This window comes from cyanobacterium endosymbiont of Rhopalodia gibberula, from assembly GCF_003574135.1.
Lineage (GTDB): Bacteria > Cyanobacteriota > Cyanobacteriia > Cyanobacteriales > Microcystaceae > Rippkaea.
In genome coordinates, this window is the sequence record NZ_AP018341.1 from 2,370,404 (window position 1) to 2,395,705 (window position 25,302).

Sequence of the window (25,302 nt, forward strand, 5' to 3'; positions counted from 1 at the left end):
TAATATTTATGATCTTTATACTAGCTCTATACTAGCTCTTCTTATAAAGAGTACTCTGGCTTATTTAGTAATTTTTAAAGATATTTTTAGCTAGATATTTATCGTTTAAATTAAGCTATTTTGTATTTACTATTAATGTTTAACTTGATAACTTTTATTAAGTTAAACATTTGATTATACAATACATATATAACATCAATAAGATTAGTTTTATATAGCACTTAGTCATTATTAAATGAAACTCTAAACTTTATTTTTAAATAAGTTTAAATCCAAGTTTAAGTCTTTTTAAAAAAACTTTTTTATACTTTTAAAAGTAAACCTTAATAAATCTTTATTCTCCGATAATTTTTTTCTGTTTAACAAGCTACTTTTGACATTAGTCTATCTGTTAGAATTAATTTTAATTAATGGACTAATTCTTTAACCAGTTTATAAATTAGAATTTATTTGTTATCTTTACTTAAAATTTTTATTCTTAAATTTTTCAACCACTTTTTCTCTCAAGTAATTATATTTTGTATTTTTTTACCATCAAAAAAGTTTATTACTACAAATAGCGCGCTATTCTAAAAATAGATTTTTAATTTTTTTGAAAAAAGTAATAATATAAATAATTTAATATTTGAAATGTATTATATTATTTATATTATTTTATTCACCTTATAAGTAAGGTCAATTCTACAATTTAATTCAAACTAAAATAGCTAATATATTTAAAAGAGTTTTAACTAAATTTAAAATAAATAATATATATTTTGATATATTTTCTAATCTTAGAGTTAATAAACCAATACCTTCAATTTAAGTAGTAGCGAATAAATTGCATTTAATAAAATTAATTAATACTAAATTAAGTAATAAAATAAAAACTCTTAAAAAATAAATCAAATAAACTATAAAAAATAGTTTATTTGAAATAAAAGTGAATATATTTTTTATAAAAAAAAGAAGGCTTAAGAAAATAACGAAAATTCGAATAAAACTAAGTGTACAAAAAACGTTACTAGTCCTCTCGATAATGGACCAATACAAAGAAAAAATTTAAAACAAATTTTTTCTTTGTATTGAACATCAAGACTGTTGAGTGAGATTAGCTGATTGATATCAAAACGTCTCTTCCCTAGACAAAAAATTGTAAAATGAAGCCATATGTTGGGTTTAAGAAATTGTCATCTATTTTGACAAGTAAAAAATTCAGGAAATAGTATTGTTTATTAACAACAAGTTAAATTGAAGTTAATTAAAAGAATAGCTTATATACTCAGAAAATTTATTTATCTTCAACTTCAATATTGTCTAACTTAGTATTTTACTGGTTGATTTTAAATCATAAATTTGGTATAATCATAACTATTAAGTTTACATATTTAGGTATTAATGCTATATTAAGTTTGCTGATTTGTATCTATTAGTTAAAGTCTTACCAATTATTAGAAATGATTTTTGACTTAACTGAACTTTTAATGACAGCAAGCCATAAGATTACAACATAGTCTTATCTTACCTGTTAATAACAGGCAGACTTTTAGAAACTTAAATAATTCCGGTATAAGGCTTTCAGGACGTTAGTATTAGGGCTTTATATAACAGGTTCTGTAGGGACTGATTGCTGGATGTTACTAACTTATATAGTTATCATCACTTCCGATCATTTTGAGACCTCGAAGAAGCGAGCAAGTTCCGTATTTGTGAGCCAAGAGTACGACTAACAAGTCCCAAACCAGGTGCCACAGACTCCCGCTCGACAAGTAGAGAAAATTTTTCTTCAAGAAGTTCTTTTAACTTACTACTAGTCAGGGGACGATCAAGCGTTCCACCTTGGGCTAAAGAAATCGAGCCTGTTTCTTCAGAGACTACTACACATAAACAATTACCAACCCGTTCTGTGATGCCCATTGCTGATCGGTGTCGGGTCCCTAATTGTCGGTGGGCAGTTCGTTCGGATAGGGGTAAAATCACTCCTGCTGAGACAATACGCGAGCCGCGAATAAAAATGGCTCCATCGTGTAAGAGAGTTTTTGGCTGAAAAATTGTCTGAAGTAATTCTTTCGAGACTTCGCCATTGAGGGTAACCCCTGGATTCACAAATACTCTTGTATCCACAGAAGCGATTGTTTCTAACACCATTAATGCTCCTGTTCTATTTTGAGAGAGTTCTTTAACTGCATCAACAATTTCATCAACTACACTATCAGGCTTGGGAGTTGGACGTCGTCGTTGAAATAATTGCAGCATTTGCCCGCGTCCCAATAATTCAAGAAATCGTCGGAATTCTCCCTGAAAAATTACTGCCATAGCGACGGCAGCCCCCAATACTAATTTATCCAGGACAACTTCGAGCAGCCTAAGTTGGAGCCTTTGGCTGATCACTTGTGCCAGCATTAAAATAATTAACCCTCGCACTATCCAGAGAGTACGACGTTCCCCGATGGCGAGAAGAATTAAATAAGTCAGCAGTAGCACCAATGCAATATCAATGCCATTGTGGATTAGCCCAGAGGGTATCCAGTGAGGGCCAGGAGTATCACCCGACATGATGGAGGATGGTAGAGATTAAGGAGCAATCAAAATAACAAGCAATAAGGGACTTAATTAAGACAGTAGCCTTTCAGGGAGGCGATCTTGACGAATTAGGTCATCATGGGTTTCTCGTTTGATCACTAGATTAGCTTCTCCATCTTTAACTAAGACAGCAGCTGGTCTAGGCAGACGATTGTAATTAGAAGCCATACTATAGTTATAGGCTCCTGTTCCCATCACTACCAGAATATCCCCTGGTTGGGTTTGAGGCAACTGAGTATTTTTAATCAGAATATCCCCAGACTCACAATGTTTGCCCGCGATAGTGACAGTTTCCGTGCAGGGTTCTAATATTTTATTAGCTACCACCATACAATAGAGCGATTGGTAGGTAATGGGACGAGGATTATCAGACATTCCACCATCTACAGCGATATAGGTTCGCAGTTGAGGAATTTCTTTCCGACTGCCTATAGTATAGCCAGTGACACAGGCTGATCCTACCAAAGAACGTCCAGGTTCAGCGATGAGTTTAGGGTAGGGTAATTGATAACTATCACAGGCTTTCATTACGGAGCGGCTCACTCCTTCAACCCATTGTTCTATGCTGGGGGGATTATCATCTTCCGTATAGCGAATGCCCAAACCTCCGCCAATATTTAATTCTTGCAAGACTAACCCATAACTTTGCGCTTTTTGAAGCAACTCCACCATAACTTCTCCTAAGTCTTGATGAGGTTGTTCCTCGAAAATTTGAGAGCCAATATGGGCATGTAACCCCCGGCAATCAAGGCATGATTGCTGGCTAATATAGGTGAAAACGGCATCGAGTTGGCAGAGATCAAAACCAAATTTGCTGTCTAGATGTCCTGTACGAATATACTCATGCGTATGACATTCAATTCCTGGAGCTAAGCGTACGAGGATAGGAATACTCATGGAGGCATTTTGATTGCCTAGTTTAGTTAGAGTTTCTAATTCAAGCCAATTATCAACAACAATAGTGCAATTAACCTCAAGAGCTAATTCTAGTTCTGCAAAAGACTTATTATTGCCATGAAAGTAAATTTGTTGGGCAATTTGTTCAGAGGTACGTCCCATCTTCTCCAAAGCGTTGAGGGTAGTATACAATTCTCCCCCCGATACAACATCAAAACCTAACCCTTCACTAGCAACAATACTGGCAATAGCTAGACAACTCCAAGCTTTGGAGGCATAAATGACTTGAGAAGATCCTTGATAGTGACGGTTAAAAGCTTCTCTATATTGACGACAGGCACTTCGGAGAGTTACTTCATCAAGAACATAAAGAGGAGAACCAAATTGTTTAACTAGGGTCTTAAGATCGCAACCGCCAATTTCTAAGCAATTATGATTATTAATATTGGCAGTTAGGGGGAACAATGACTGATTTGGTGATCGTTCACCCTGTTCTAGAGTTTCTTTCTCTAAATAGTCCCGCCCTGAATGGCTTTTCCTTTGTTCTGTCGATAACATAGTTCACGATTGATCGATGGGTATTAATATTTAAAGTCTAGTCTTAAGTAAGACTAAAGGAGAAAATTTAACAAGCGCCTTCTCACATAAAACCCCCAGAGGTTTATGATTTAATTAACGCTAAGGCTCCCTGTATCTAGTCTACAATTGAATCTCTCGTGTGGTTGTTGGGATTTTCTTAACTTCTTGCTATCTAGCCTCTTCGTAGGCTTTATCTTCTGTCTTCCCCAGTCATTAACTCCAAAAACTTTTCATTAGGTGTATTACAACACTACATCTACTTTGACTTTTAAGAGTAACGCAAAAATTGCCTTTACTATGAAGGGATCTGCACCTCTTTTGGGATCAGCTAGTAAGAAGAAGAAAAGCCAGAACGTAGAAAATTATCTATACTTTAGACAAGACGAGAAGTACTCAATTAGAAGATTTGTTTTAACTTAGTTATTTTTGCATGGTCCATACTTAGCTCAATCGTCAAGCTTTGTGTCAATGTTGAGGATAACTCATCGATAAACGTATTTCATAAAACTTTAGAAAGTGCGTTTCATTGTCCTCATTTTGTATTAGGAATGGGGAACTTCCTAATACTGATTTTTGATATTGAAGATATAGAGTCAACTAACTGAATTAAAGAATTATGATGTTTTATCATAGTAGAGGGGTATCTTGAATGAAAAAACATGAGTAAAGAAATAAAGTAATGATGCAAAACAATCAGAAACCAAATTCTCTAGATATAGAAAACAGGTTTTCGATAGTAATTAAACCTGTTTTTTTATAAGGCTGAACCAATTGGTAATTTAACTATTGGTTTAGTCAATTTTCTTTAGTGAATCTCGCTCCAGCAGTGCAAGTTTCTTTGATTTCTACGCCTTGCAGTCCTTGCAGTCCTGCCAATTCAAGTTTCTCAAAAATCCATTTAGCTATCACTTCGCAGGTGGGGTTTTCTAGTTCCATAGTTTCGTTAAGGTAGTAATGATCCAAAAACTGCTCCAATAGGGGGTTTAAATACTTCTTAATATCGTCAAAGTCAATAACCATACCCTGTTTAGCACCTTCTTGAATTAAGTTATCGCTTTTGACGTAAACCCGTCCTATCCAACTATGACCATGAAGACGGCAGCATTTGCCACCGTGGTGGGGCAACCGATGAGCAGCCTCAAAGCGAAACTCTTTATAAATTAACCAATTATCAATATTCATATCAATAGTGGGACTTTCATTAACGTTGATTGTAAGGAATAAAAAAGCTCAAACTCTTGACGGACAAACTTTTACCTTGATTAAATTCAGATTAGACAATATAGTAGGTGTAACAACTAAACTATCATTAACTTAGTGAAGAGCAATAATACTAGAAATAACTGATTCCTTCACTTTATCTGACTTATTAGCTTAGTCAAAATGATTAGAGTCTTTTTTCGTCTCCATCGCTCCTGGGTTTACTCTTGTCTTTCTTTATTGGTGATAACCTTCGTTATTCTAACCAATATTCAACCAAGTTATAGTCAGTCTTGGTTAAATTTACTCTTTCAAGGAGTACAGGTAATTCAATTAACTACCATGTCTGACTCCCAAGAAGTAAAAATTGCCCAGCAAATTAATGATGAATTAATTCGTTCTGGTCAGTTTCACATCTCCCAAAACCCTCAATTAAATCAAACTATTGAACGTATTGGACAGCGGTTAGCCCCTACGAGTGAACGTCCTAACCTTCCTTATACTTTTCAGGTAGTTGATGATATATCTATTAATGCTTTTGCGACAATGGGGGGGTTTGTTTATATTAATACTGGGTTAATTGCAACAGCAGAAAACGAAGCCGAATTAGCTAGTGTAGTTGCCCATGAAGTTGCTCATATTACTGCTCGTCATTCTATCACTCAAATGCGCGATGTTGCTCTTTCTCAAGGGTTAATGTCAGCAGCTGGTTTAAGGGAAAATACGATTGTTCAATTGGGAGTGCAATTAGGGGTCAATCTTCCTCACAGTAGAGAGTCCGAATTAGAGGCGGATAGATTAGGTTTAAGAAACTTAAGAAATGCCGGATATGCCTCCATTGGAATGGTCACTTTTATGCAGAAATTAATGCAAAAAAATGGTTCTTCTGTTCCTGATTTTTTAAGTACCCATCCAGCTACATCAGATCGATTAAGAGCATTAAATCGAGCCGTTGATGATCAACGATCATATCAAGGAGATGGTCTAGACAATCAAGCCTATCAACAGAATGTTCGTAGTTTTTTGTAAAAGTGTAGCTTGACTAAATAATTTAAGAAAATCATTAACTGCTTATTTGGTTCTATTATTTATTTTTTCAAGTTCCTTGAAGTTTACATGGACAGACTATGGATAGAGTAAATTATTGGCAAAACATAATAATTTTGTTAGCGTCTTAATCTGTTTCCTCATAGAATCACTTTATAATGGAAAATTCTTTACCGCATCATTGCTAAAAATTTCTTACTTAACGAGATAACTTTGATTTTTGGTGGTAAGATCGATGATTCGAAGTTTGTATTCTCCTAAGATATTTGAGTTAGTTTGTGTGTCTCCTACACTCCCGTTAATATATTAATTCAAGTACGTCTACCTTTTTTTAAGTCCATTTATTTATGTATAATAATCTTTACCAAAAAATATTTTTTAGTTGAGAAATCTATTAGTTTTAGTACTTAATATTTTTTGAACTCTTATCTTACAAACTAAACGATATTGACTTAGAAAAATTAAATATAAATAGCCATAGATAAAATTAAATAACTTTCTAAACTCTTTTTATTATACTTATTAAATAATCCCATAATTATTTTGTTTCTTAAATAATTTATCTAAAAATTGTGGTCATACCCAACCAATAATATAGAATTAATTGAATTAAATACCATATCAATAAACTTCAGAGTTTAAACTTGACAAAAATTATAATTTTACGGGCTTTCTTCTTAATTGACTTTAATTTATTACTAATATCTTCTACTATCTCTTGAGTTGTTTTTTTTTAAGATGGGCAATAATTTCTCTTTATTAAATGCCTAACCTAATTATTTCATATCTTTTTATGTAAAGTAAATAAGTTTTTGACACTAATCAGCGATGTTCAATAGTCCCGATATGTAGTTTAAGTTTGTTTAAATTGTTCTAAATTTTTATTCAAATAAATCAATCTCTTATCTACCTTATTTGAGCCTCATAATATTTTTTATTTTTGACCAGTCTTTGTAATTTTTTCACTTAACTTTATTTTTTTATCAATTTGTTCTGATAAGTAAATTTTATCGGCGGTAAACTTCTTTCTATTTTTAAAGTTTTGGTTGCCGTTAAAATGCCTTTTTCTTCTTGAGAAGTTATTGTAATTTTTATTTCTTATAAAAGATAACTATCACGTTTTTATTTAAAAAAAAATATTCTAGTGTTTTATTTGTAAACTCTATATAAGAATTATTAACATTTTTTACAAAATAGATAGAGTTAAACCTCTCTTGTTAAAATTACTAAGTAACATTTTTTAACAAAAAAGGAATATCATGGGATACATTATAGTTCTTAAGGCAAGTTAACTAAAAAGTTGACTTTCATCTCTAATAATTTTCTAAGCAAAGGTTAAATAATTAGTATTTTAATCATATTTTATTAGAGTCATGCTCTAGTTTAGCTTAAGATAAATAGGATTGATTTTGCACTCACTTGTATCAAGATAGTAACAAACACATTCCATCCTACAAATTAGGCTATAAAAATAAGATGAATTAAGTAAAACTTAATTTTTAAAAAACTAATATCCAAATTTTTATAAAAAAAACATAAGTTCAATTAATTTATTCAGAGAATTTGACGACCTATTAAGATGCCTCGTACTTCTAACATAGCAGAATAGGTAGGGATAATATGTAGAGTTCCATTAGAGGGAGTTAAGGTTAAAGCAGTTTGAATAGCTTCTTCCAAGTCCTCTTTTATAACTAATTGAACTGGATTTTGGTAATTAGTAAGAGTTTCTTTGCTATATTCTAATCTTAGCGCCATGTCATAGACACGATCTCCACTAACGATTAAAGTCCCTCCTAGATTAATTAATTTTTCCGTATCCACATCCCAAATCCAAGAAACATCAGTTCCATCGGGGATGCGATCATTTAAGACCATTAGAGTTGTAGAAACCTTTCCCATTACTTTTAAGTCATTAACAACACGTATTGTCTCATTCATTCCTACAGGATTTTTTGATAACAAAATGCGGATATTTTTGCCATCAATAGACAATTCTTCTGACCGTCCAAAAGCTGCTCTGAAGTTTTTAATACTGTCAAGAATATGTGCCATCTCAATTCCTAATTCCTGAGCAACTAATCCAGCTGCCAAAGTATTATATTTGTTGTAAACTCCAACCAGAATTTGTGGCCAAGCTTTGCTAGAAAAGACAGTTTTACTTTTTGTAAATCCACAACTAGGACAATTAAAATCTCCCAAATGAGAAAAGTAAATACCTCGATAATCAAGAGTACAACCACAATGAGGACAGTAAATAGAATCAACAGCGTGGGGAATTTCTTTAAGATATAAATCTGGTTCACTTAAGCCAAAATAACGGATTTTCTGCGATAATTGCTGACCTAAATAAGAGAGAGATGGATCATCCGCATTAAGGATAACAGTAGTGTTAGAAGGAAGGAGATCTAGTGCTGTAAGCCATCGTTGACTAATAGCATCAACTTCCCCATAACGATCAAGTTGATCTCGAAACAAATTTAACCCTAAAATTATTCGAGGTTGACATTCTTTAAGTAATAAAGATACGATATTTTCATCAACTTCTAGAATTGCATAGTCGACTATTAATTTACCAATTAAATTGGTATTTTTTAATAGAGCAGTAAGCAAGCCATTAATTAAATTAGCTCCAGTATCATTATGAGCAACTTTGAACCCTTGGTTCTCAAGAATAGTTCGTAACAATAGAGAAGTGGTGGTTTTTCCATTAGTTCCTACTACCAAGATAATTCCTTGTTTGACCTGTTCACACAACAAGGATAATAGTTTGGGATGAAAGCGACGGGCGATTGATCCAGGTAAAACGCTAGCTGCTCCTAAATTTAGCAAGCGAACTACGGCGGTGACCGTCTTAGCTACTGCCACTGCTAACCCTAAACGAATACGGTCAACTTGATTCATCAGTCTTTTATGATTAGTATTTATCTGCTCTCTGAATTATGAACGATTAGAGGAAGATTGTTAAGAGCATAGAAATTAAAACCTAATTTTAAATCTTGTGAACTTTTATAACACTCGGTCTTATGAGTTAAGATATTGATGCGTTTACAAAACTTTGTAGTTTGGTACACTATCTATCTTACAGTCATATGATGATAATCTCTTCGTACTGATTTTTTGAAAAAACTCGTTATACCGAACTAGTTTTGAATTGGGAGACTTCGGAGATAAGGCTTCACGTAATTTTTAATCTTATGAGTTCTCTTCTTAATCAACTTCGATTTATTATTAACTTCTTACTCTTACTACTGTTTATTTTTTTTATTCAAAATAGACGATGATTTCTCCAGACTCAACACTTAATCTAATTGTTTCATAGCTTTTTAGCCGCAATAAATAAGTTTTTTTACATTAATCAGCCGATTTTAATAAATCTGATAACCAGTCTAAATTTTAGTCAATAATTGTTTAAACTCTCTTTTTAAGGGATATATTTTTAAGAGGACTAGTAAAGTTTTATATGCTTATATTTAATTTTAACTTCTGTTTTTGCTCAAATTTACTTTGTTTTTTAGAAAATTTTTTACTTTTATATAATCTAAAATTGATATGATTTTTGCTTATTTATTAGTGCTTAAAATTTTGTAAAATTCTCGTTTAAACTTTTTTAAAGATTTGTTTAATTGAGTCTTAAATGATTTCAGAGAATAAAATCTATCTGATATTATTTCAATTGGTGACATTAACATTAATTTATTCACAACATTCTTGTAGAGGTTTTCAAAACCTAGATTTTCTTTATACTAAAGCTCCAGCTATCCTACTATTTCTTCAGATTTCTTTGTGTGTATAGTGACTACACTTATTTCTTTATATAAATCAGCAGTATATAATAACCATTTCGATTTCTAATATTTTTATATTTATAATTATCAACCTAGATTTTTAATCATTATTTCTATTTCTTGTTCAATTACTTTATTATTTTTAACTATATTTCTTATTTTTGAGATAGCTTAACTTTTCTTTTGTTTATTTTTATATAAATTTCATAGAATGAGATTTAATTGAGTTTAAAGATAAATTACTTTCTTTATCTAAGAAAAATACCTAATAGTCAACTCATTATTACAACTAAGTTTTATATTGGTTAAATCAAAATAAATGTAAATTGTTGTTATGTCTATTTTTCTATAAATAGAACTATTCCTATCTAATTTTAGATTAGATAGGAATAGTGAGTACTACTTAATTTAAAATCTTATTCATTAAACTTAGTAGAATATTTGATGCCATAGATATAAATAAAATGTAGATATTGAGCCTAATATAGTTTAATTTAAATATAAAATATGCGATATTATTATTCGTCTAATAAATATAACTTTTGACTAACCTTTAATTGATAAATAAACTTTGTATTTATATTTTCAATTTTGACATAAAAGCTTTGCTAGTATCGATATACTATTGATTAATAAAATATTAAGTCTACCAAATTAAATCAAGATTTACTAATACAATTTAACTTAACTATAAGAGTTTAAATCAGTGAGTTATTTACTGATTTTTGCTAATTTTTACAGTTCTCAAGTACTACTAAGTTAAGCTAATAAAAATTATTCTGAAAAAGAAATACGTTAAAATTGAAGGAGACCAATCTACAATTTTTACAATGCAGGCTCAGCAATCTTTACCACTTTTTATTCTTATTGATGGACATTCTCTAGCGTTTCGGGCTTATTATGCTTTTGCTAAAGCTAAACATGGTCCTCTACATACTTCTACGGGAATTCCTACCAGTGTTTGTTTTGGATTTTTAAATTCATTAATTCAAGTTATTATAGATCAAAAACCTCAATATCTAGCTATTGCTTTTGATCGACAAGAACCTACTTTCCGCCATAAAATTGATGCTAACTATAAAGCAAATCGTCAAGAAACTCCTGAAGATTTTATTCATGATATTGAAAATCTTCAAGAATTATTAATGGCTTTAAATATAACAATTGTGACTTGTCCAGGTTATGAAGCGGATGATGTATTGGGAACCTTAGCAAATCAAGGGAGTAAATCAGGATATCAAGTTAAAATTCTAAGCGGTGATCGCGATCTTTTTCAATTGGTTGATGAAAGTAAAAATGTTAGTGTTTTGTATTTAGAAAAAAATGCGATAAAGAATCTATCATCTGAAGGTTATACAGAATTTGATTCTAAAGCTGTAGAAGTCAAACTAGGAGTGAAACCCACTCAGGTGATTGATTATAAGGCGCTATGTGGAGATAGATCAGATAATATTCCAGGAGTTAAGGGAATTGGAGACAAAACAGCTGTAAGATTTTTACAAAAATACGGTAATCTACAAGGAATTTATAGTAATCTAAATCAGATAAAGGGCGCGAATAATAAAAAATTAAGAGAGGGAATGAAAGATGCAGAGCACTCTCGTAACTTAGCTGAAATCATAACTAATATCCCGATTGAAATTGATTTAAGCCAGTGCCAGTTAAAAGGATTTGATCTATCTTCTTTACAGAGAATATTACACAAGCTAGAACTTAATAAGTTCTTAAAAGAAATTGATAAGATAAAAAATATTTTTGAAAGAAAAAATATTTTTCTTTCTCAAGAAAGTTTTCAAGAAACATACGGATGTGAACCCAGACAACTCTCTTTATTTCCTAGTAAAAAATTAGTTAAAAGTCCTGCTGAATTAATCATTAAAGACGATCTTAATTCGTCACAAATAAATCCTGAAATTATTACAAACTTAGAGCAGTTAAATAAATTAGTTAGCAGACTCAAACAATATATAGGATCTCAACATTTTATTGCTTGGGATACTGAAACAACCTCATTAGAACCTAGAGATGCGGAATTAGTTGGAATTGGCTGTTGTTGGGGTCATGCAATAACTGACATAGCTTATATTCCTACAGGACATACGAAAGGGACACAACTAAAAAAAAAGGTAATTTTAGACAAATTAAGACCAATTCTGGAGAACGATCAATATGCTAAAGTTTTTCAAAATACGAAATTTGACCGTTTGGTTTTACATCATCAAGGAATTAAACTGACCGGTGTAGTGTTTGATACCATGTTAGCTAGTTATGTTTTGCATCCTGAAATGAGTCATAATTTGAGTGATTTATGTTATCGATATTTACCTGAAATCAGTCCTCAGAGTTACAAAGAATTAGGAATTATTAAAGGGAAAACTATTGCCAGTTTAGATATTAAAATTGTTGCAAATTATTGTGGAATGGATGCTTATATTACTTATTTGTTAGTTAATCAATTAGAAAAAGAATTAAAGTCAATTGAAACTTTAAAAAAATTACTCATAGAAGTGGAACAACCCTTAGAATCTGTCTTGGCAGTTATGGAAAATACAGGGGTTCGTATTGACACTAACTATTTACAGAAATTGTCTCAACAATTACAACAAGACTTAGAATTTATCGAACAACGAGCATACCAAGAAGCAGGGGAAAAATTTAATTTAAGCTCTCCTAAACAACTTGGAGAAGTTTTGTTTGAAAAACTAGATTTAAGTCGCAAGAAATCCCGAAAAACTAAACTTGGATATTCTACCGATCATGCTACTTTGGAAAAACTACAAGGAGATCATCCGATTGTTGATTATATTTTAGAACATCGTACTTTATCTAAATTAAAATCAACCTATGTGGATGCTTTACCTGCATTAGTTCGTGATGATACCCAACGAATTCATACTAACTTTAATCAAACGGTAACAGCAACTGGAAGGTTATCTTCTTCTAACCCTAACTTACAAAATATCCCCATTCGTTCTCAATTTTCTCGTAAGCTTCGTCAAGCGTTTATTCCGAAAGAAAATTGGTTATTAGTATCAGCAGATTATTCGCAAATCGAACTGAGAATTCTAGCACATTTAAGTCAGGAGTCTGTATTATTAGAAGCATATAGAAATGGTCAGGATGTTCATACTGTAACTGCTAAGCTATTATTTAATAAGGAAACTATTACACCAGAAGAAAGAAATCTAGGTAAAACAATTAATTTTGGGGTAATTTACGGAATGGGTGCTCAGAGGTTTGCCAGAGAAGCAGGAGTTACAGCAGCAGAAGGAAAAATATTTATTGATAAGTATCATCAGCGATATGCCAAGGTATTTGAGTTTTTAGAAAAGACAAAAAAAGAAGCAATTACTAGGGGATTTGTAACAACTATTTTGGGAAGAAGACGATACTTTAATTTTGTTACATACAGTTTGAAAAAGCTTAAAGGTACTAATCCAAAAAATATTAATTTAAACGAGTTACATCTAAATTATACAGATGCTCAATTACTACGTGCTGCAGCTAATGCACCAATTCAAGGCTCAAGTGCTGATATTATTAAAGCTGCTATGATTAAAATACAAGAAATTTTAAGTCATTATAAAGCAAATTTATTATTACAAGTTCATGATGAATTAGTTTTTGAAGTTCCTCTAGAGGAATGGGATGAATTACAAAAAAAAATCAAACAAACTATGGAAAATGCTATTATTTTAACAGTTCCTTTAGTGGTTGATATTTATTCAGGTAACAATTGGATGGAAGCAAAATAAATATCATTGGCTATCACTGGCGATTATGATAATTTATTTTATAAAAAAATAAAGTCAATACATTTGTTTTAATTAAATAAACTGCGATATAAAAATTATTACTCTATTGAGGTGTAATTAAAATTTAATCTTACTTATTTTTATTAACTGATTGCAATTATTGTTCAATATTTACTACTTTAAGATAGTCCGTAGAAGATTGAATTTAATAATTATATTTTTAGCAAAAAACTATTTATATATAAATAAATTTACTTTGTTCGATTTTAATTGCTTTTACTAACTTACAATTTTATTTATTGAATATCGTCTGTAGTTTTTTATTTTTGATACAATATGACTGCTTAATATATAGCTACTGAATATCGTTAATTTAGAATATTTAGATCTATCTACTTGTTTAATTAATTTTTAATTTTTTTAAAAACTACTTAAAATATTTAGCTTATGCTCACCATGAGTTTAATTTAAAAAGTACTCTAAACGACCTATTATTGTGTTAATATATAACTAATTGTTCTAATTTTTTTTTAAAAAATTAAACAAGTTACAGTTGATCTATAATTCATCTTAATTTAGTTTTTTTTAAAAAATCTTTCTTATTTCTTTATTATTAGTATTTTTTTATTAATTAAATAATTAACTTATTATTTTAAATAATGAGTTAATTAACTATACATTTTCTGCTTTGGAGTATTTTATGAAATAAAAGAAGAAATTACAGAAAATTTAGGCAATGATAATAAGTTAAATTTTCTCTACTTTGAGTAGCTGCTCTTTACTAGAAAAAATATAAATAACTATCATTTATAACTATGAAATAAACTTTTTTTTATGCAAATAAAATAAGCTTTTTTTTTTTAATTATCTGCTATAGAACATATGATTTTTACGATATTGAAAATTAAATATTTTGTTTTTTAGTATATTAAAAATTAATTAAATAAAAAATTGTAAGTAAAATTATTAATTTATTTATTAGGTTTGTGATAGATTTTAATTAATTATATAATTATGGAAATATCTAATATTTTTTTATATAAAAATCTAGATAGTAACCATTGTTTTTTTGTATTTTTTGGAATATTTTTATAGTGTATTTACTATAAATTAAATGAATTATATTTGGTTTAGAGTAAACCATAGACAGACATTCTGCATTAAATAGAACTCCTCCTTTGAAGGATTATCTATAAAGGTATATTGTTAATGGTTTATATATTAAAAACTTGCAGTTTTACAAGGATAATCTCTAAGTATATAAATATAGTTTTTGATTGTAAAATAAACAAAATAATTTTTTTATATTAAGTTTTAATAAAAATGATTTTTCCTCTATATCAAGAAACTATAAAACCTTTATTATTAAATAGTTTTTAAAAAATTAAATAACTTAAATATACTTTTTTATAAATTTTTTTAAAGACAAAAATTTTAGTAGTGAATTAAATTTATAAGATTTATTAAATAAATAATTAGGTAATTGTTTAATTTAATTAAATATTATAAATACGGAAAATAAGAGTTATTTTTATATCTTTAAATTTTAATTATTAATAATTATTCTAAAATAATAATCAGCAAAACATATAGTTATGACTTTAAAATCTTATTGATTACTATCAATTTACTTAGTAATGTTTTTGTTGATAATTTTCTTAATGATAAGTAATATATAAATCTTACTTATATAAAAGTATTAAACTAGTATATATAGAGCAAAAAACTTTAAAATTTTTTTTAAAAGATTGAGTTTTTAGCATAAGTCGCTATTTGTTTATATTAAAAATAAGGTGTGTTAACTAAATTAACGCACCTTAAGAAGTTTCTAAAATTTACCCATTAATGCCGCATTACATCGTTCACAAATAGTAGGATTATCACCAAATTCTCCTACCTTTATTGAGTAGTTCCAACAGCGATCACATTTATGTCCATCTGCTTTAATTACCCCAACAGAAACTAATTCAGACTTACTTTGGTACTCTGTCTTTTGAAGATTTTCAATACTATCAACTAATTCTACTTGAGAAGCTAACAATAAATAGCGCAATTCATCTACTTGATTGCTCGTTGAAGTATTATTAGAGGTGAACAATCTTAAATGCTTTTTTAAGTCTTGGTCCGAGACATAAAGTAACACTTTTGCATCTAGAGAAGACCCCACTGCTTTCTCTTTTCTAGCTTGTTCTATTACTTGATTAACTTCACTACGGATTAGCCGTAATTTTTCCCAGTAATCTTTTAATTCTGGTCGTTTCCATTGTTCTTTTAGCTCTACCCATCCTGACTGAAAAACAGACTTGTATAAAGTTTTATAGGGCAAGGATTGCCAGATATCTTCAGCCATGTGGCACAATACGGGAGCGATCACTTTAGCTAAATTTTCCAGGACGATTTTTAACACCGTTTGACAACTACGACGACGCAACGCATCAAAATGAGAAATATAGAGTCTATCTTTGGCAATATCCAGATAAAAATTAGATAGATCTATGACACAGAAATTTTGAACTGTTTGAAAAAAACGAAAAAATTGAAACTTTTCAAACGCATCAGTTACCTCTGCAAAAACATCAGTGATGCGGTGTAGCATGTATTTATCTAACTCTGGCAACTCTAAGTAAGTAACTGTATTCTTTTCTGGCTCAAAATCACTTAAATTACCTAACAGAAATCTGGTTGTATTACGTATTTTTCGGTAAGTATCTGAAAGTTGTTTGATTATATTCTGACCAATAAGTACATCAGAGGAATAGTCGACAGATGATACCCATAACCGCAGTACATCAGCACCATAGGGAGGATTTTCTTTCTGATCTTTACCTCCATTTATAATGATAAATGGATCAACGATATTTCCTAAAGACTTACTCATCTTATGTCCTTTTTCATCTAAGACAAAACCATGGGTTAATACCGTTTTATAGGGAGCAATTCCATTAACAGCAACACTAGTCAATAAACTTGATTGAAACCACCCTCTATGTTGATCAGTTCCTTCTAAATAAATATCTACTGGATACTTTAATTCTCCCCGTTGTTTTGTTACTGCTGCCCAAGAGGAACCAGAGTCAAACCAAACGTCCATTGTATCATTTCCTTTGCGATATTTATGAGCATCTTGACTATATTTCTTTGGCAGTAACTCCTCAACAGAAAGTTCCCACCAAGCATCAGAACCTTTTTCTAAAAAAATAGCTTGTATATGATTAATAGTTTCTTCTGTTAATAAAGGTTTGTTAGTTTCTTCGTCATAAAAAACAGGAATAGGAACTCCCCAATTACGCTGACGAGAAATACACCAATCTGAGCGATCACCTACCATATGAGTAATGCGATTTTCTCCTTGTTGTGGAATCCAATTAACAGATTTTATTGCCTCTAAAGCGGATTTACGAAAACCTTCTACCGAGGCAAACCATTGTTCTGTAGCACGAAATATTGTTGGTTTTTTTGTCCTCCAATCATAAGGATATTTATGTAAATAAGGTTCTTCTTTAAGTAGAGATCCTCGATTTTTTAATTCATCAATAATAGCTTTATTAGCATCTTTTAAAACATTTAATCCTGCAAATTGTCCGGCTTCTTCTGTAAAGTTTCCCTGATCGTCTACTGGAGATAAAACCTTTAAGCCATACCGTTGACCAACCATATAATCTTCTTGTCCATGACCAGGTGCGGTGTGAACTAAACCTGTCCCTGATTCTGTAGTAACATAGTCTCCTCCGATGACAATTTCACCTTCTCGATTATACAAAGGATGGCGATAAACAGTATGTTCTAAAGCCTTTCCTTGAAAAGTTGTTTTGACTTTTAGAAAAGTCCCAAAAGTTTCCGATAAACGTTCCACTAAATTAGCTGCAACAATGAGGTATTGATAGCTACAAAGATCAGAAGTTAGTTCAACAACAGCATAAGTAAGGTCGGGATTAAGAGCAATAGCTAAATTACCAGGAAGAGTCCAAGGGGTAGTTGTCCAAATAGCAACTCCCAAATTATAGAGAAATGGACTTAAAATCTCTTGAGCAATTTTTGAAGATTTAGTAACAGGAAATGCGGCAAAAACACTCTGGGAAATATGACCTTCAGGATATTCTAATTCTGCTTCAGCTAATGCAGTCCGAGAACTAGGACTCCAGTGAACTGGTTTGAGTCCTCGATATATATAGCCTTTAAGTGTCATTTCACCAAATACCCCAACCTGTGCGGCTTCGTATTCAGGAGTTAGGGTTAAATAAGGGTTTTTCCAGTCCCCCCAAATTCCATATCTTTGAAAACTTTCTGCCTGTTTTTGTTGAGTTTTAAGAGCAAAATCACGGGCTTTTTGGCGAAGTTTAAGAGGAGTTAAACTCTCCCGTTCTTTAGATTGCATACTTTGCAACACTTTCAATTCAATAGGGAGTCCGTGACAGTCCCACCCTGGAACATAGCGAACTTTATAACCCCGCAATAGCTTATATTTATTGATGATGTCCTTAAGGATTTTATTTAATGCATGACCCATATGGAGAGAGCCATTAGCGTAGGGTGGACCATCATGGAGGATAAATAGGTCTCCTGAATTATTTAGTGACATCTGCTCATAAATTTTGTTTTCTGACCAAAATCTTTGTAATTCAAGCTCACGCTTGACGGCGTTGGCGCGCATACTAAAGTCAGTCCGGGGTAAGTTTACGGTATCCTTGTAGCTTTTAGGTTCTATCACTGCGGTAATAACAATTTTTGTATTAGGTGGTTACTATCTCTAATGATATTACAAGGAAAAAGTTATCCATATTGATAAAACTTAATCCTTTAAGTTGTGGTAAGGCGTATATATCCTCTTAATAATTAAATCAATGCCTAATCCCTTCAATTAGACTCAACTCTATATATACAGCTTTTATTAGAGTCTATGGAATTAAATAAAACAACAATTGTGTTTTGTCTATCCAAATAAAATACTTGTATTGTACATTTTTATACAAACAATTATCTCTATTCTCATCTTCATATTATTTTTTTAGTAAAAAAGTCTAAATCAACTTATAAATTTAGAAAAGATATTTAGACTTATTTAAGATAAAATATAGAAAATAAAACATTTTTTGTAGTAAAAACAATTTTATATTCATAAATATTCTTAATTTTACTTATTAAATACTTTTACTCCTAAAATTTACACTGCTTCTCTATTATGGAATAGTCTAGCCATAAAATAATTAATAAAACACATAAAATTTAAAAATTATTTAACTTAAAGTAAGGCAATAAGATGATATCAATTTTCAAAAAAATGTTTACTGTTACCGTCTCAGTTACAGCTATGATGAAAATCAATAATAAATCTAAGTAGTAGAAAATACAATTTTACAAAAAAAATATCAGCATCAATAAAATTTAATTGACAAAATAATAAAATAAACTAACAGATTTTCAATTACTAATATCTAGGTTCAAATTAATACTTAATTTCTAGTAATTTATAAATAGTAAAAATTTTTATAAATTACATTTACTACTTATATTTTTTTTAAAAATTTATTAAAAATTCTAATTAAATACTCCAAGAGTTATTTTCTTCTTTGAAGATTAAATTAAATATATTGTGTATTTTTGTCTATACATATTATCTTGACATTTTTTATACTATACATACAACGCTTATTGAATGAGTGGTCAAACTTTATCATTAGATTGTTCAACAATTAAGTAACAACTATCATCGACAATGCCGAGTCAACTCGGTCAAGCTGACCATAATAATTGATGAAGTCGTTAGTATAAAAAACTATTGATAGAAATCTATATAACCAATTATAAGAAAACACTCTATAAAAAATTCGTGTTACCGTGTAACAGTTTAAATAAGTGTAAAGCAGTTCCGTAAGGAGTCGACATTGCCCAATTCACTGAATCATAGAGATTTCGAGGGATTACACTACTCACTTAACAAAACACCCATGATAAAAAAACCTTGGAAAGGAATAGCAGCAATAGTATTAGCTACCAGTTTAGGGACACCACTCCTTTTATGCGGGTCCTTGAATAGCTCAGTGGCATCTTATTTTAGAGATAAAACTAATGACCAAAGAGAACTCCTAAGGGGAGAGACTATAACAACAACAGAAAGTTCCGATAAAAGTGCGATAGTTACTCTCCATCCCCATCAGTGGAAATCTAAATTAGTTGTGACGCTCAGAGTACGAACAATACCTATTCTCACTTTTATCGGTACAAAAGCCGAGCTCATCAAAATTAAAAACAGCGAAAACAGTTCTGAACAAATCCCAGCTGACACCGATGTTATGAACCGGGCTAAAGCTGTCGCTAAACGCTTAAACAAAGTTAGTCATAATAAACAATTTGACTCCAAGAATATCACTGTTAGTACAAACGCTAAAAATAAATCCTACACAATCAAATTAAGTGATAAAGAACTTGTTACCATTGACGGTCAGACAATTTTATCAGACACTACGAACAATTTGGCGGTCGACGCGCTACAAGCTACAAATCGCCTACGTCGGTTGATGGGAGATGCACTCCCCTTAAATGCCATTGCTAATATTCCATCAGCTGCTCCAGAAATGGTAATAGTAGGAGCTAAAAAACAAGGAATTAGTCCTCGTAAAGGAATGGCATCTTGGTATGGTCCTGGATTTCACGGTCGCTTGACTGCTAATGGAGAACGGTACAATCAAAATGGTTTAACAGCAGCTCATAAAAATCTTCCTTTTGGAACGAGAGTTCGGGTGACTAACCTTAATAATGGTCGTTCAATAACCGTTCGTATCAATGATCGTGGTCCCTATGCCCACGGACGGATTATTGATTTATCAAAAGGCGCAGCCCGAGTTATCGGTTTGATGGGGAGCGGTGTAGCTCCAGTACAAATCGAAATTTTAGGACGTTTAAAATAATAATTAGTAATGAGTGAATAAAAATTTTTCCAGTTACCGCAGCAGACATTAAGGTGTTTGACATCAGTAGAAGCAACACAACCCTTGGCGAAATTAACTTTTGCCCCCTACCTTATGCGTCCTAATCCATTCGTGACGACCCAATAAATAAAGATGCGTATTTTTAAAACTGTAGCCGGGTTACGTGCCTATTTAAAAAATCAACCCTTTGAGCGATCTTTGGGCTTAGTTCCCACGATGGGAGCTTTACATCCTGGACACATCAGTCTAATCTGTCGTGCTGTCACTGAAACTGATCTTGTGGTAGTTAGTATTTTTGTCAATCCTCTTCAGTTTGGACTCCATGAGGATTTAGAACAGTATCCTCGACAATGGGAGCAGGATTGTCAACTGTGCAAAGAATTAGGAGTAAAGGTAGTATTTGCACCCACGCCCCAAGAGATGGGTATGAAGAATAATCTTCAGAAGCCCACCACTACAGTAATACCACCTCTGTCAATGATCTCCTCTTTATGTGGAGCCTTTCGTCCTGGACACTTTGCAGGAGTTGCTACTATTGTCACGAAATTATTGATTATTGTGAATCCTGATGTTGCTTTTTTTGGAGAAAAAGATGCTCAACAACTCGCAATCATTCGGCAGTTAGTTAAAGACTTGAATTTACCAGTTACGATCAAAAGCTGTCCGATTGTCAGAGAACCGTCGGGACTGGCTTATAGTTCCCGTAATCAATACTTAAGTCAAGAAGGACGAGAACAAGCTCTAGCTTTATTTAAAGGACTCAAAAAAGTACAACAGGCTTTTGATGAGGGGGAACGTACTGCAAAACGACTGCTTAATATCGTTGAGCAAGAATTAGGATTAAATTCTGGGGTTAAGATGCAATATGTTTCTCTGGTAGATCCTGATACCTTAACCATCCTAGACAAAATTGAAGATACTGGATTATTGGCGATAGCAGCTTATGTTGGCTCAACCCGTTTAATTGATAATGTCATTCTTCGGGTTCGTAAACCTATTATTGCCATTGATGGACCGGCTGGTGCCGGGAAATCTACCGTTACCCGTCTAGTGGCTAAAGCCTTGAATTTGCTTTATTTAGACACGGGAGCTATGTATCGGGCAATTGCTTGGCTGGTGAAACGTTCAGGAGTTTCTCCCGACGCTCCTGAAGAGATTGCGGAATTAGTTTCTCAAGCCACCTTAGAATTTATCTGCACAACAGACGACACACTTCCTCGTCTTAAAATAAATGGTGAAGATGTCACAGAAGTGATTCGTACTCCCGAAGTAACTGCCTTAGTCTCTCAAGTTTCTGCACAATGGGCTGTACGAGATAAATTAGTTCGTTATCAGCAACAATTTGGAAAAAAAGGGGGTATAGTCGCAGAAGGACGGGATATTGGAACTAATCTTTTTCCTGATGCCGACCTTAAAATTTTTTTAACAGCTTCAGTAGCCGAACGCGCCAGACGGCGTTGGCAAGACTTTCAAGATCAAGGATACAATAGAATTACCTTAAAAGAACTTGAGCAAGAGATTGAAAAAAGGGATTATCGAGATAGTCATCGTTCTCTTGCTCCCTTACGTCAAGCTGCTGATGCTATTGCTATTAATACTGACGGACTGACAATAAAAGAAGTGACAGACAAAATCATTTATCTTTATCATCGTCACAAGACCTCATGTTGATTGATTATCCCTAAATCACATTTTAGAAACAGGTTCTTTTAACGAATTAGCCTCATTAGAAGGGGGGACAAGTTCGAAATCCAAGGTTTCTTTATAAGTGGAAAATTCTGGTAGTATCTCCGTAATGAATGCTTCGGCCGCTTTTGAACGGTAACGAGTTGGGTTGGTAATTACAGACAGAGTTCGCTGGACTTCTATATCTTTAATGCGGCCAACATGAAGTTCTTTCATTTCCAATTCTTTTTTAACGGCTGTAATAGAAACAAACGCGACACCTAATCCTGCTTGAACCGCATTTTTTATGGCTTCAATCGAGTTAAGTTCCATCTCTATTTTGAGACGTTTGGTATCGATATTACAGCGATTTAACACTTTATCTATCACTTTGCGAATGGTAGACTGGGAGTCCAATCCAATAAAATCAAGGCGGTATAAATCCTCTTTTTGAATAGTTTCTACCTTAGTCAAAGGATGAGAAACCGGCAAAATCAATGTTAATTCATCTTCAGCATAAGGACAGATTTTTAAGATTTCTTGTAGTTCAGTCGGAACTTCTCCTCCAATAATCGCTAAATCTACCTGTCCGTTTGCCACCCCCCAAGAAGTCCGTCGGGTTGAATGAACCTGAAGTTGCACCGAAACATCGGGATATTTTCGGTGAAACAAGCCAATCATTCTAGGAAGAAGATAAGTTCCCGTGGTTTGGGATGCCCCTACAATTAAGGTCCCTCCTTGAAGATTTTGTAGATCTTCGATAACTCGGCAGGTCTCTTGACACAAAGTAATGATTTTTTCTCCATAAGATAGTAGAAGATGTCCAGCTTCTGTCAATCGTGCTTTGCGGCCACCTCGATCAAATAAGGGGACATTGAGTTGTTTTTCTAAATTTTGAACTTGGAGACTAACAGCCGGTTGAGAAACATATAAGGTGTCTGCCGCCCGTTTAAAACTCCCTTCAGAGGCGATAGCCTTAAGGATGCGGAGTTGATCTAATGTAAAGGGAATGTCTACCATAGGTTTTTTAAAAAATAGGCAAGGAGTTAACCGAGAAAGCCATCTTAACTATTAACTTAATTTTGATGACGGGATATCCTCAATAGTGGACACTTATCCCTACTGAAAATGACAGTAACATACGATGGGGATCAAAATCCTTTAGTATGGTTTTGACAGAGGTCCCAAACTTGACTGATTTTTTTAATCAAAAACAAAAATACTAATGGCTTTACTAACCTGGTTAACACCAAGTCATGGAATTATTTTAGGATTACTCTTAGTATTTGCTATTGTTCATAGTGGACTAGCAGCATTGCGTCCTTGGGGAGAAAATAAAATTGGACCGAGACCTTATCGTGTTATGTTTGCCTTTATCAATATTCCCCTGGCGGTAATTTTAATTATTTACTTTTTCAATCATCGTTATGATGGTTTGGTTCTATGGCAATTTCAAAGAAATCATGGTGTTAAAGCTCTCGTTTGGCTTTTTAGTGCTATATCTTTTTTATTTTTGTATCCAGCTACTTTTAATCTTCTGGAAATTGCAGCGATCTCTAAACCCCAAGTTCATCTTTATGAAACAGGTATTCTTCGAATTTGTCGCCATCCCCAAATGGTTGGTCAAGTGATTTGGTGTATTACTCATACTCTATGGCTAGGAACTACCTTTACTTTGGTGACATCATTAGGGTTAGTTACTCATCATTTATTTGCCGTTTGGCATGGAGACTATCGTCTTGAAAAACACTATGGAGAGGCTTTTATTGACGTTAAAAAACGGACTTCTATTATTCCCTTCTTAGCTATTTTTGATGGTCGTCAAACTCTAAAATTACAGGAGTTTTTTAAACCAGCTTATCTAGGGATTCTCATTTTTATAGAGTTGTGCTGGTGGGGACATCCTTGGTTAATACAAGTAACTTCTCAAGTTGACTGGTAATTTCAGATTATCAGGGGCTAACTTAAAAGACTGTAATTTAAGTGATTTTTTCTTGATTAAAATTAAAATAAGTAAATTAAAATTAAAAAAATATAATTAACGCCAACCTTAGGGGAGCATGTTCTCGGGTAAAAGATTATTTGTGGTCACAGAAAACTCACTTTATCAATCTTAAAGATAGAGACAAGAACCAATTTATTCAGACTAGATTTAAGATAAGGTGATTTAAATCATACCAATTTTGAAACATTTAATTTAATCTTAGCTAATTTAGAATGAGAAAGTCTGAAAAAATACTTTTTAAACAAAGCTAAGTCTTGAAGAGACTAATCTTAAAGAAGTTATTGGATTAATAATAAAACAGATTAAATAAATAAATTTTAGAAAAAAGCGATTTATTCTCTAGTTTTTAAAACTAATTGAGATTAGAGACTTCTATTAAGAGAAGGAAATAACTCGACCAGAAAAGATGATTTTTCCCGAATTTTTCTACCCACTAGTAACACTTATCAAAGATAAGGAAAATTTTTCTAAAAATCCAATTCTCAACTCATTCATCACGGCTAAAGCAGCTATTTTGATGGTAACAAAAACCTATTAATTTAGACTTATCCCTTATGTAGAAACATTAGGGTAGGCTACAGCAGCCGCCTAGGCGACTTTATTATGATACCCAGGTTGAGTTAAATAAAAGTGGATCTTGGTCCAATTGATTTAACCATTGATTCAGAGCATGGGTACGACGACTGAGCAGGGGAATAACTCTCTTATCTTTACAAGTTTTGACAAAAATATCATTCATCTGCGTATTTTTTCAGGGTTCCTCCTGCTTGGGCGATTACGATTTCGATAGCTTCCCGTGATCAAAGGAAATTAAAAGTTTTATTAAAGTAAAATTGACTATATTTGAACAAATTATTGAGTTATTATTTTATACACAG

The 25,302-nt window shown here is 32.1% G+C and carries 12 protein-coding genes; 5 read left to right on the forward strand and 7 right to left on the reverse strand.

The genetic code is table 11. The features are described from left to right. Nucleotides 1-1,641: 1,641 nt before the first annotated feature. From cdaA to queD, 3 genes are all read right to left on the reverse strand, one after another. Complete coding sequence (gene cdaA / locus RGRSB_RS07610) at nucleotides 1,642-2,538, reverse strand: diadenylate cyclase CdaA (protein ID WP_119260520.1); 897 nt, start codon at nucleotides 2,536-2,538, stop codon at nucleotides 1,642-1,644. A gap of 57 nt (nucleotides 2,539-2,595) precedes the next feature. Next, complete coding sequence (gene lysA / locus RGRSB_RS07615; RefSeq protein ID WP_119260521.1) at nucleotides 2,596-4,020, reverse strand: diaminopimelate decarboxylase; 1,425 nt, start codon at nucleotides 4,018-4,020, stop codon at nucleotides 2,596-2,598. A gap of 816 nt (nucleotides 4,021-4,836) precedes the next feature. Beyond that, on the reverse strand, nucleotides 4,837-5,223 hold the full coding sequence (gene queD, locus RGRSB_RS07620; protein WP_119260522.1) for a 6-carboxytetrahydropterin synthase QueD: 387 nt from the start codon (nucleotides 5,221-5,223) through the stop codon (nucleotides 4,837-4,839). Nucleotides 5,224-5,424: 201 nt separating this feature from the next. Here queD and RGRSB_RS07625 point away from each other — a divergent pair, with 201 nt between their 5' ends. Beyond that, nucleotides 5,425-6,270, forward strand: a complete 846-nt coding sequence (locus RGRSB_RS07625) for a M48 family metallopeptidase (protein WP_119260523.1) — start codon at nucleotides 5,425-5,427, stop codon at nucleotides 6,268-6,270. A gap of 1,572 nt (nucleotides 6,271-7,842) precedes the next feature. On the opposite strand, the gene RGRSB_RS07630 is transcribed toward RGRSB_RS07625, so the two are convergent. Then, nucleotides 7,843-9,189: a Mur ligase family protein gene (locus RGRSB_RS07630; RefSeq protein ID WP_119260524.1), complete on the reverse strand. Its 1,347-nt coding sequence runs from the start codon at nucleotides 9,187-9,189 to the stop codon at nucleotides 7,843-7,845. 1,714 nt (nucleotides 9,190-10,903) lie between these two features. Between RGRSB_RS07630 and polA the strand changes: the two genes are divergently transcribed. Next, nucleotides 10,904-13,828 carry a DNA polymerase I gene (gene polA / locus RGRSB_RS07635; protein WP_119260525.1) on the forward strand — a complete coding sequence of 975 codons (2,925 nt, stop codon included), beginning with the start codon at nucleotides 10,904-10,906 and terminating at the stop codon, nucleotides 13,826-13,828. A 1,828-nt stretch (nucleotides 13,829-15,656) separates the two neighbouring features. Here polA and ileS read toward each other — a convergent pair. After that, nucleotides 15,657-18,536, reverse strand: coding sequence for an isoleucine--tRNA ligase (gene ileS / locus RGRSB_RS07640; RefSeq protein ID WP_119260526.1), 2,880 nt, complete (start codon nucleotides 18,534-18,536; stop codon nucleotides 15,657-15,659). A 1,237-nt stretch (nucleotides 18,537-19,773) separates the two neighbouring features. Here ileS and RGRSB_RS07645 point away from each other — a divergent pair. Further along, the gene (locus tag RGRSB_RS07645) at nucleotides 19,774-20,733 is read left to right on the forward strand and encodes a septal ring lytic transglycosylase RlpA family protein (RefSeq protein ID WP_119260527.1); all 960 of its coding nucleotides are present in this window, start codon (nucleotides 19,774-19,776) and stop codon (nucleotides 20,731-20,733) included. Nucleotides 20,734-20,886: 153 nt separating this feature from the next. Beyond that, complete coding sequence (locus RGRSB_RS07650; protein WP_119260528.1) at nucleotides 20,887-22,425, forward strand: bifunctional pantoate--beta-alanine ligase/(d)CMP kinase; 1,539 nt, start codon at nucleotides 20,887-20,889, stop codon at nucleotides 22,423-22,425. A 15-nt stretch (nucleotides 22,426-22,440) separates the two neighbouring features. Here the strand turns inward: RGRSB_RS07650 and RGRSB_RS07655 are convergent, their stop codons facing one another. After that, a complete protein-coding gene (locus RGRSB_RS07655; RefSeq protein ID WP_119260529.1) occupies nucleotides 22,441-23,439 on the reverse strand; it encodes a LysR family transcriptional regulator in 999 nt (332 codons plus the stop codon). A gap of 205 nt (nucleotides 23,440-23,644) precedes the next feature. On the opposite strand from RGRSB_RS07655, the gene RGRSB_RS07660 reads away from it, so the two are divergent. After that, nucleotides 23,645-24,361 carry an NnrU family protein gene (locus RGRSB_RS07660; protein ID WP_119260530.1) on the forward strand — a complete coding sequence of 239 codons (717 nt, stop codon included), beginning with the start codon at nucleotides 23,645-23,647 and terminating at the stop codon, nucleotides 24,359-24,361. Nucleotides 24,362-25,025: 664 nt separating this feature from the next. Here RGRSB_RS07660 and RGRSB_RS10195 read toward each other — a convergent pair. Further along, the gene (locus tag RGRSB_RS10195) at nucleotides 25,026-25,163 is read right to left on the reverse strand and encodes a hypothetical protein (protein ID WP_172582074.1); all 138 of its coding nucleotides are present in this window, start codon (nucleotides 25,161-25,163) and stop codon (nucleotides 25,026-25,028) included. Nucleotides 25,164-25,302: the final 139 nt, after the last annotated feature.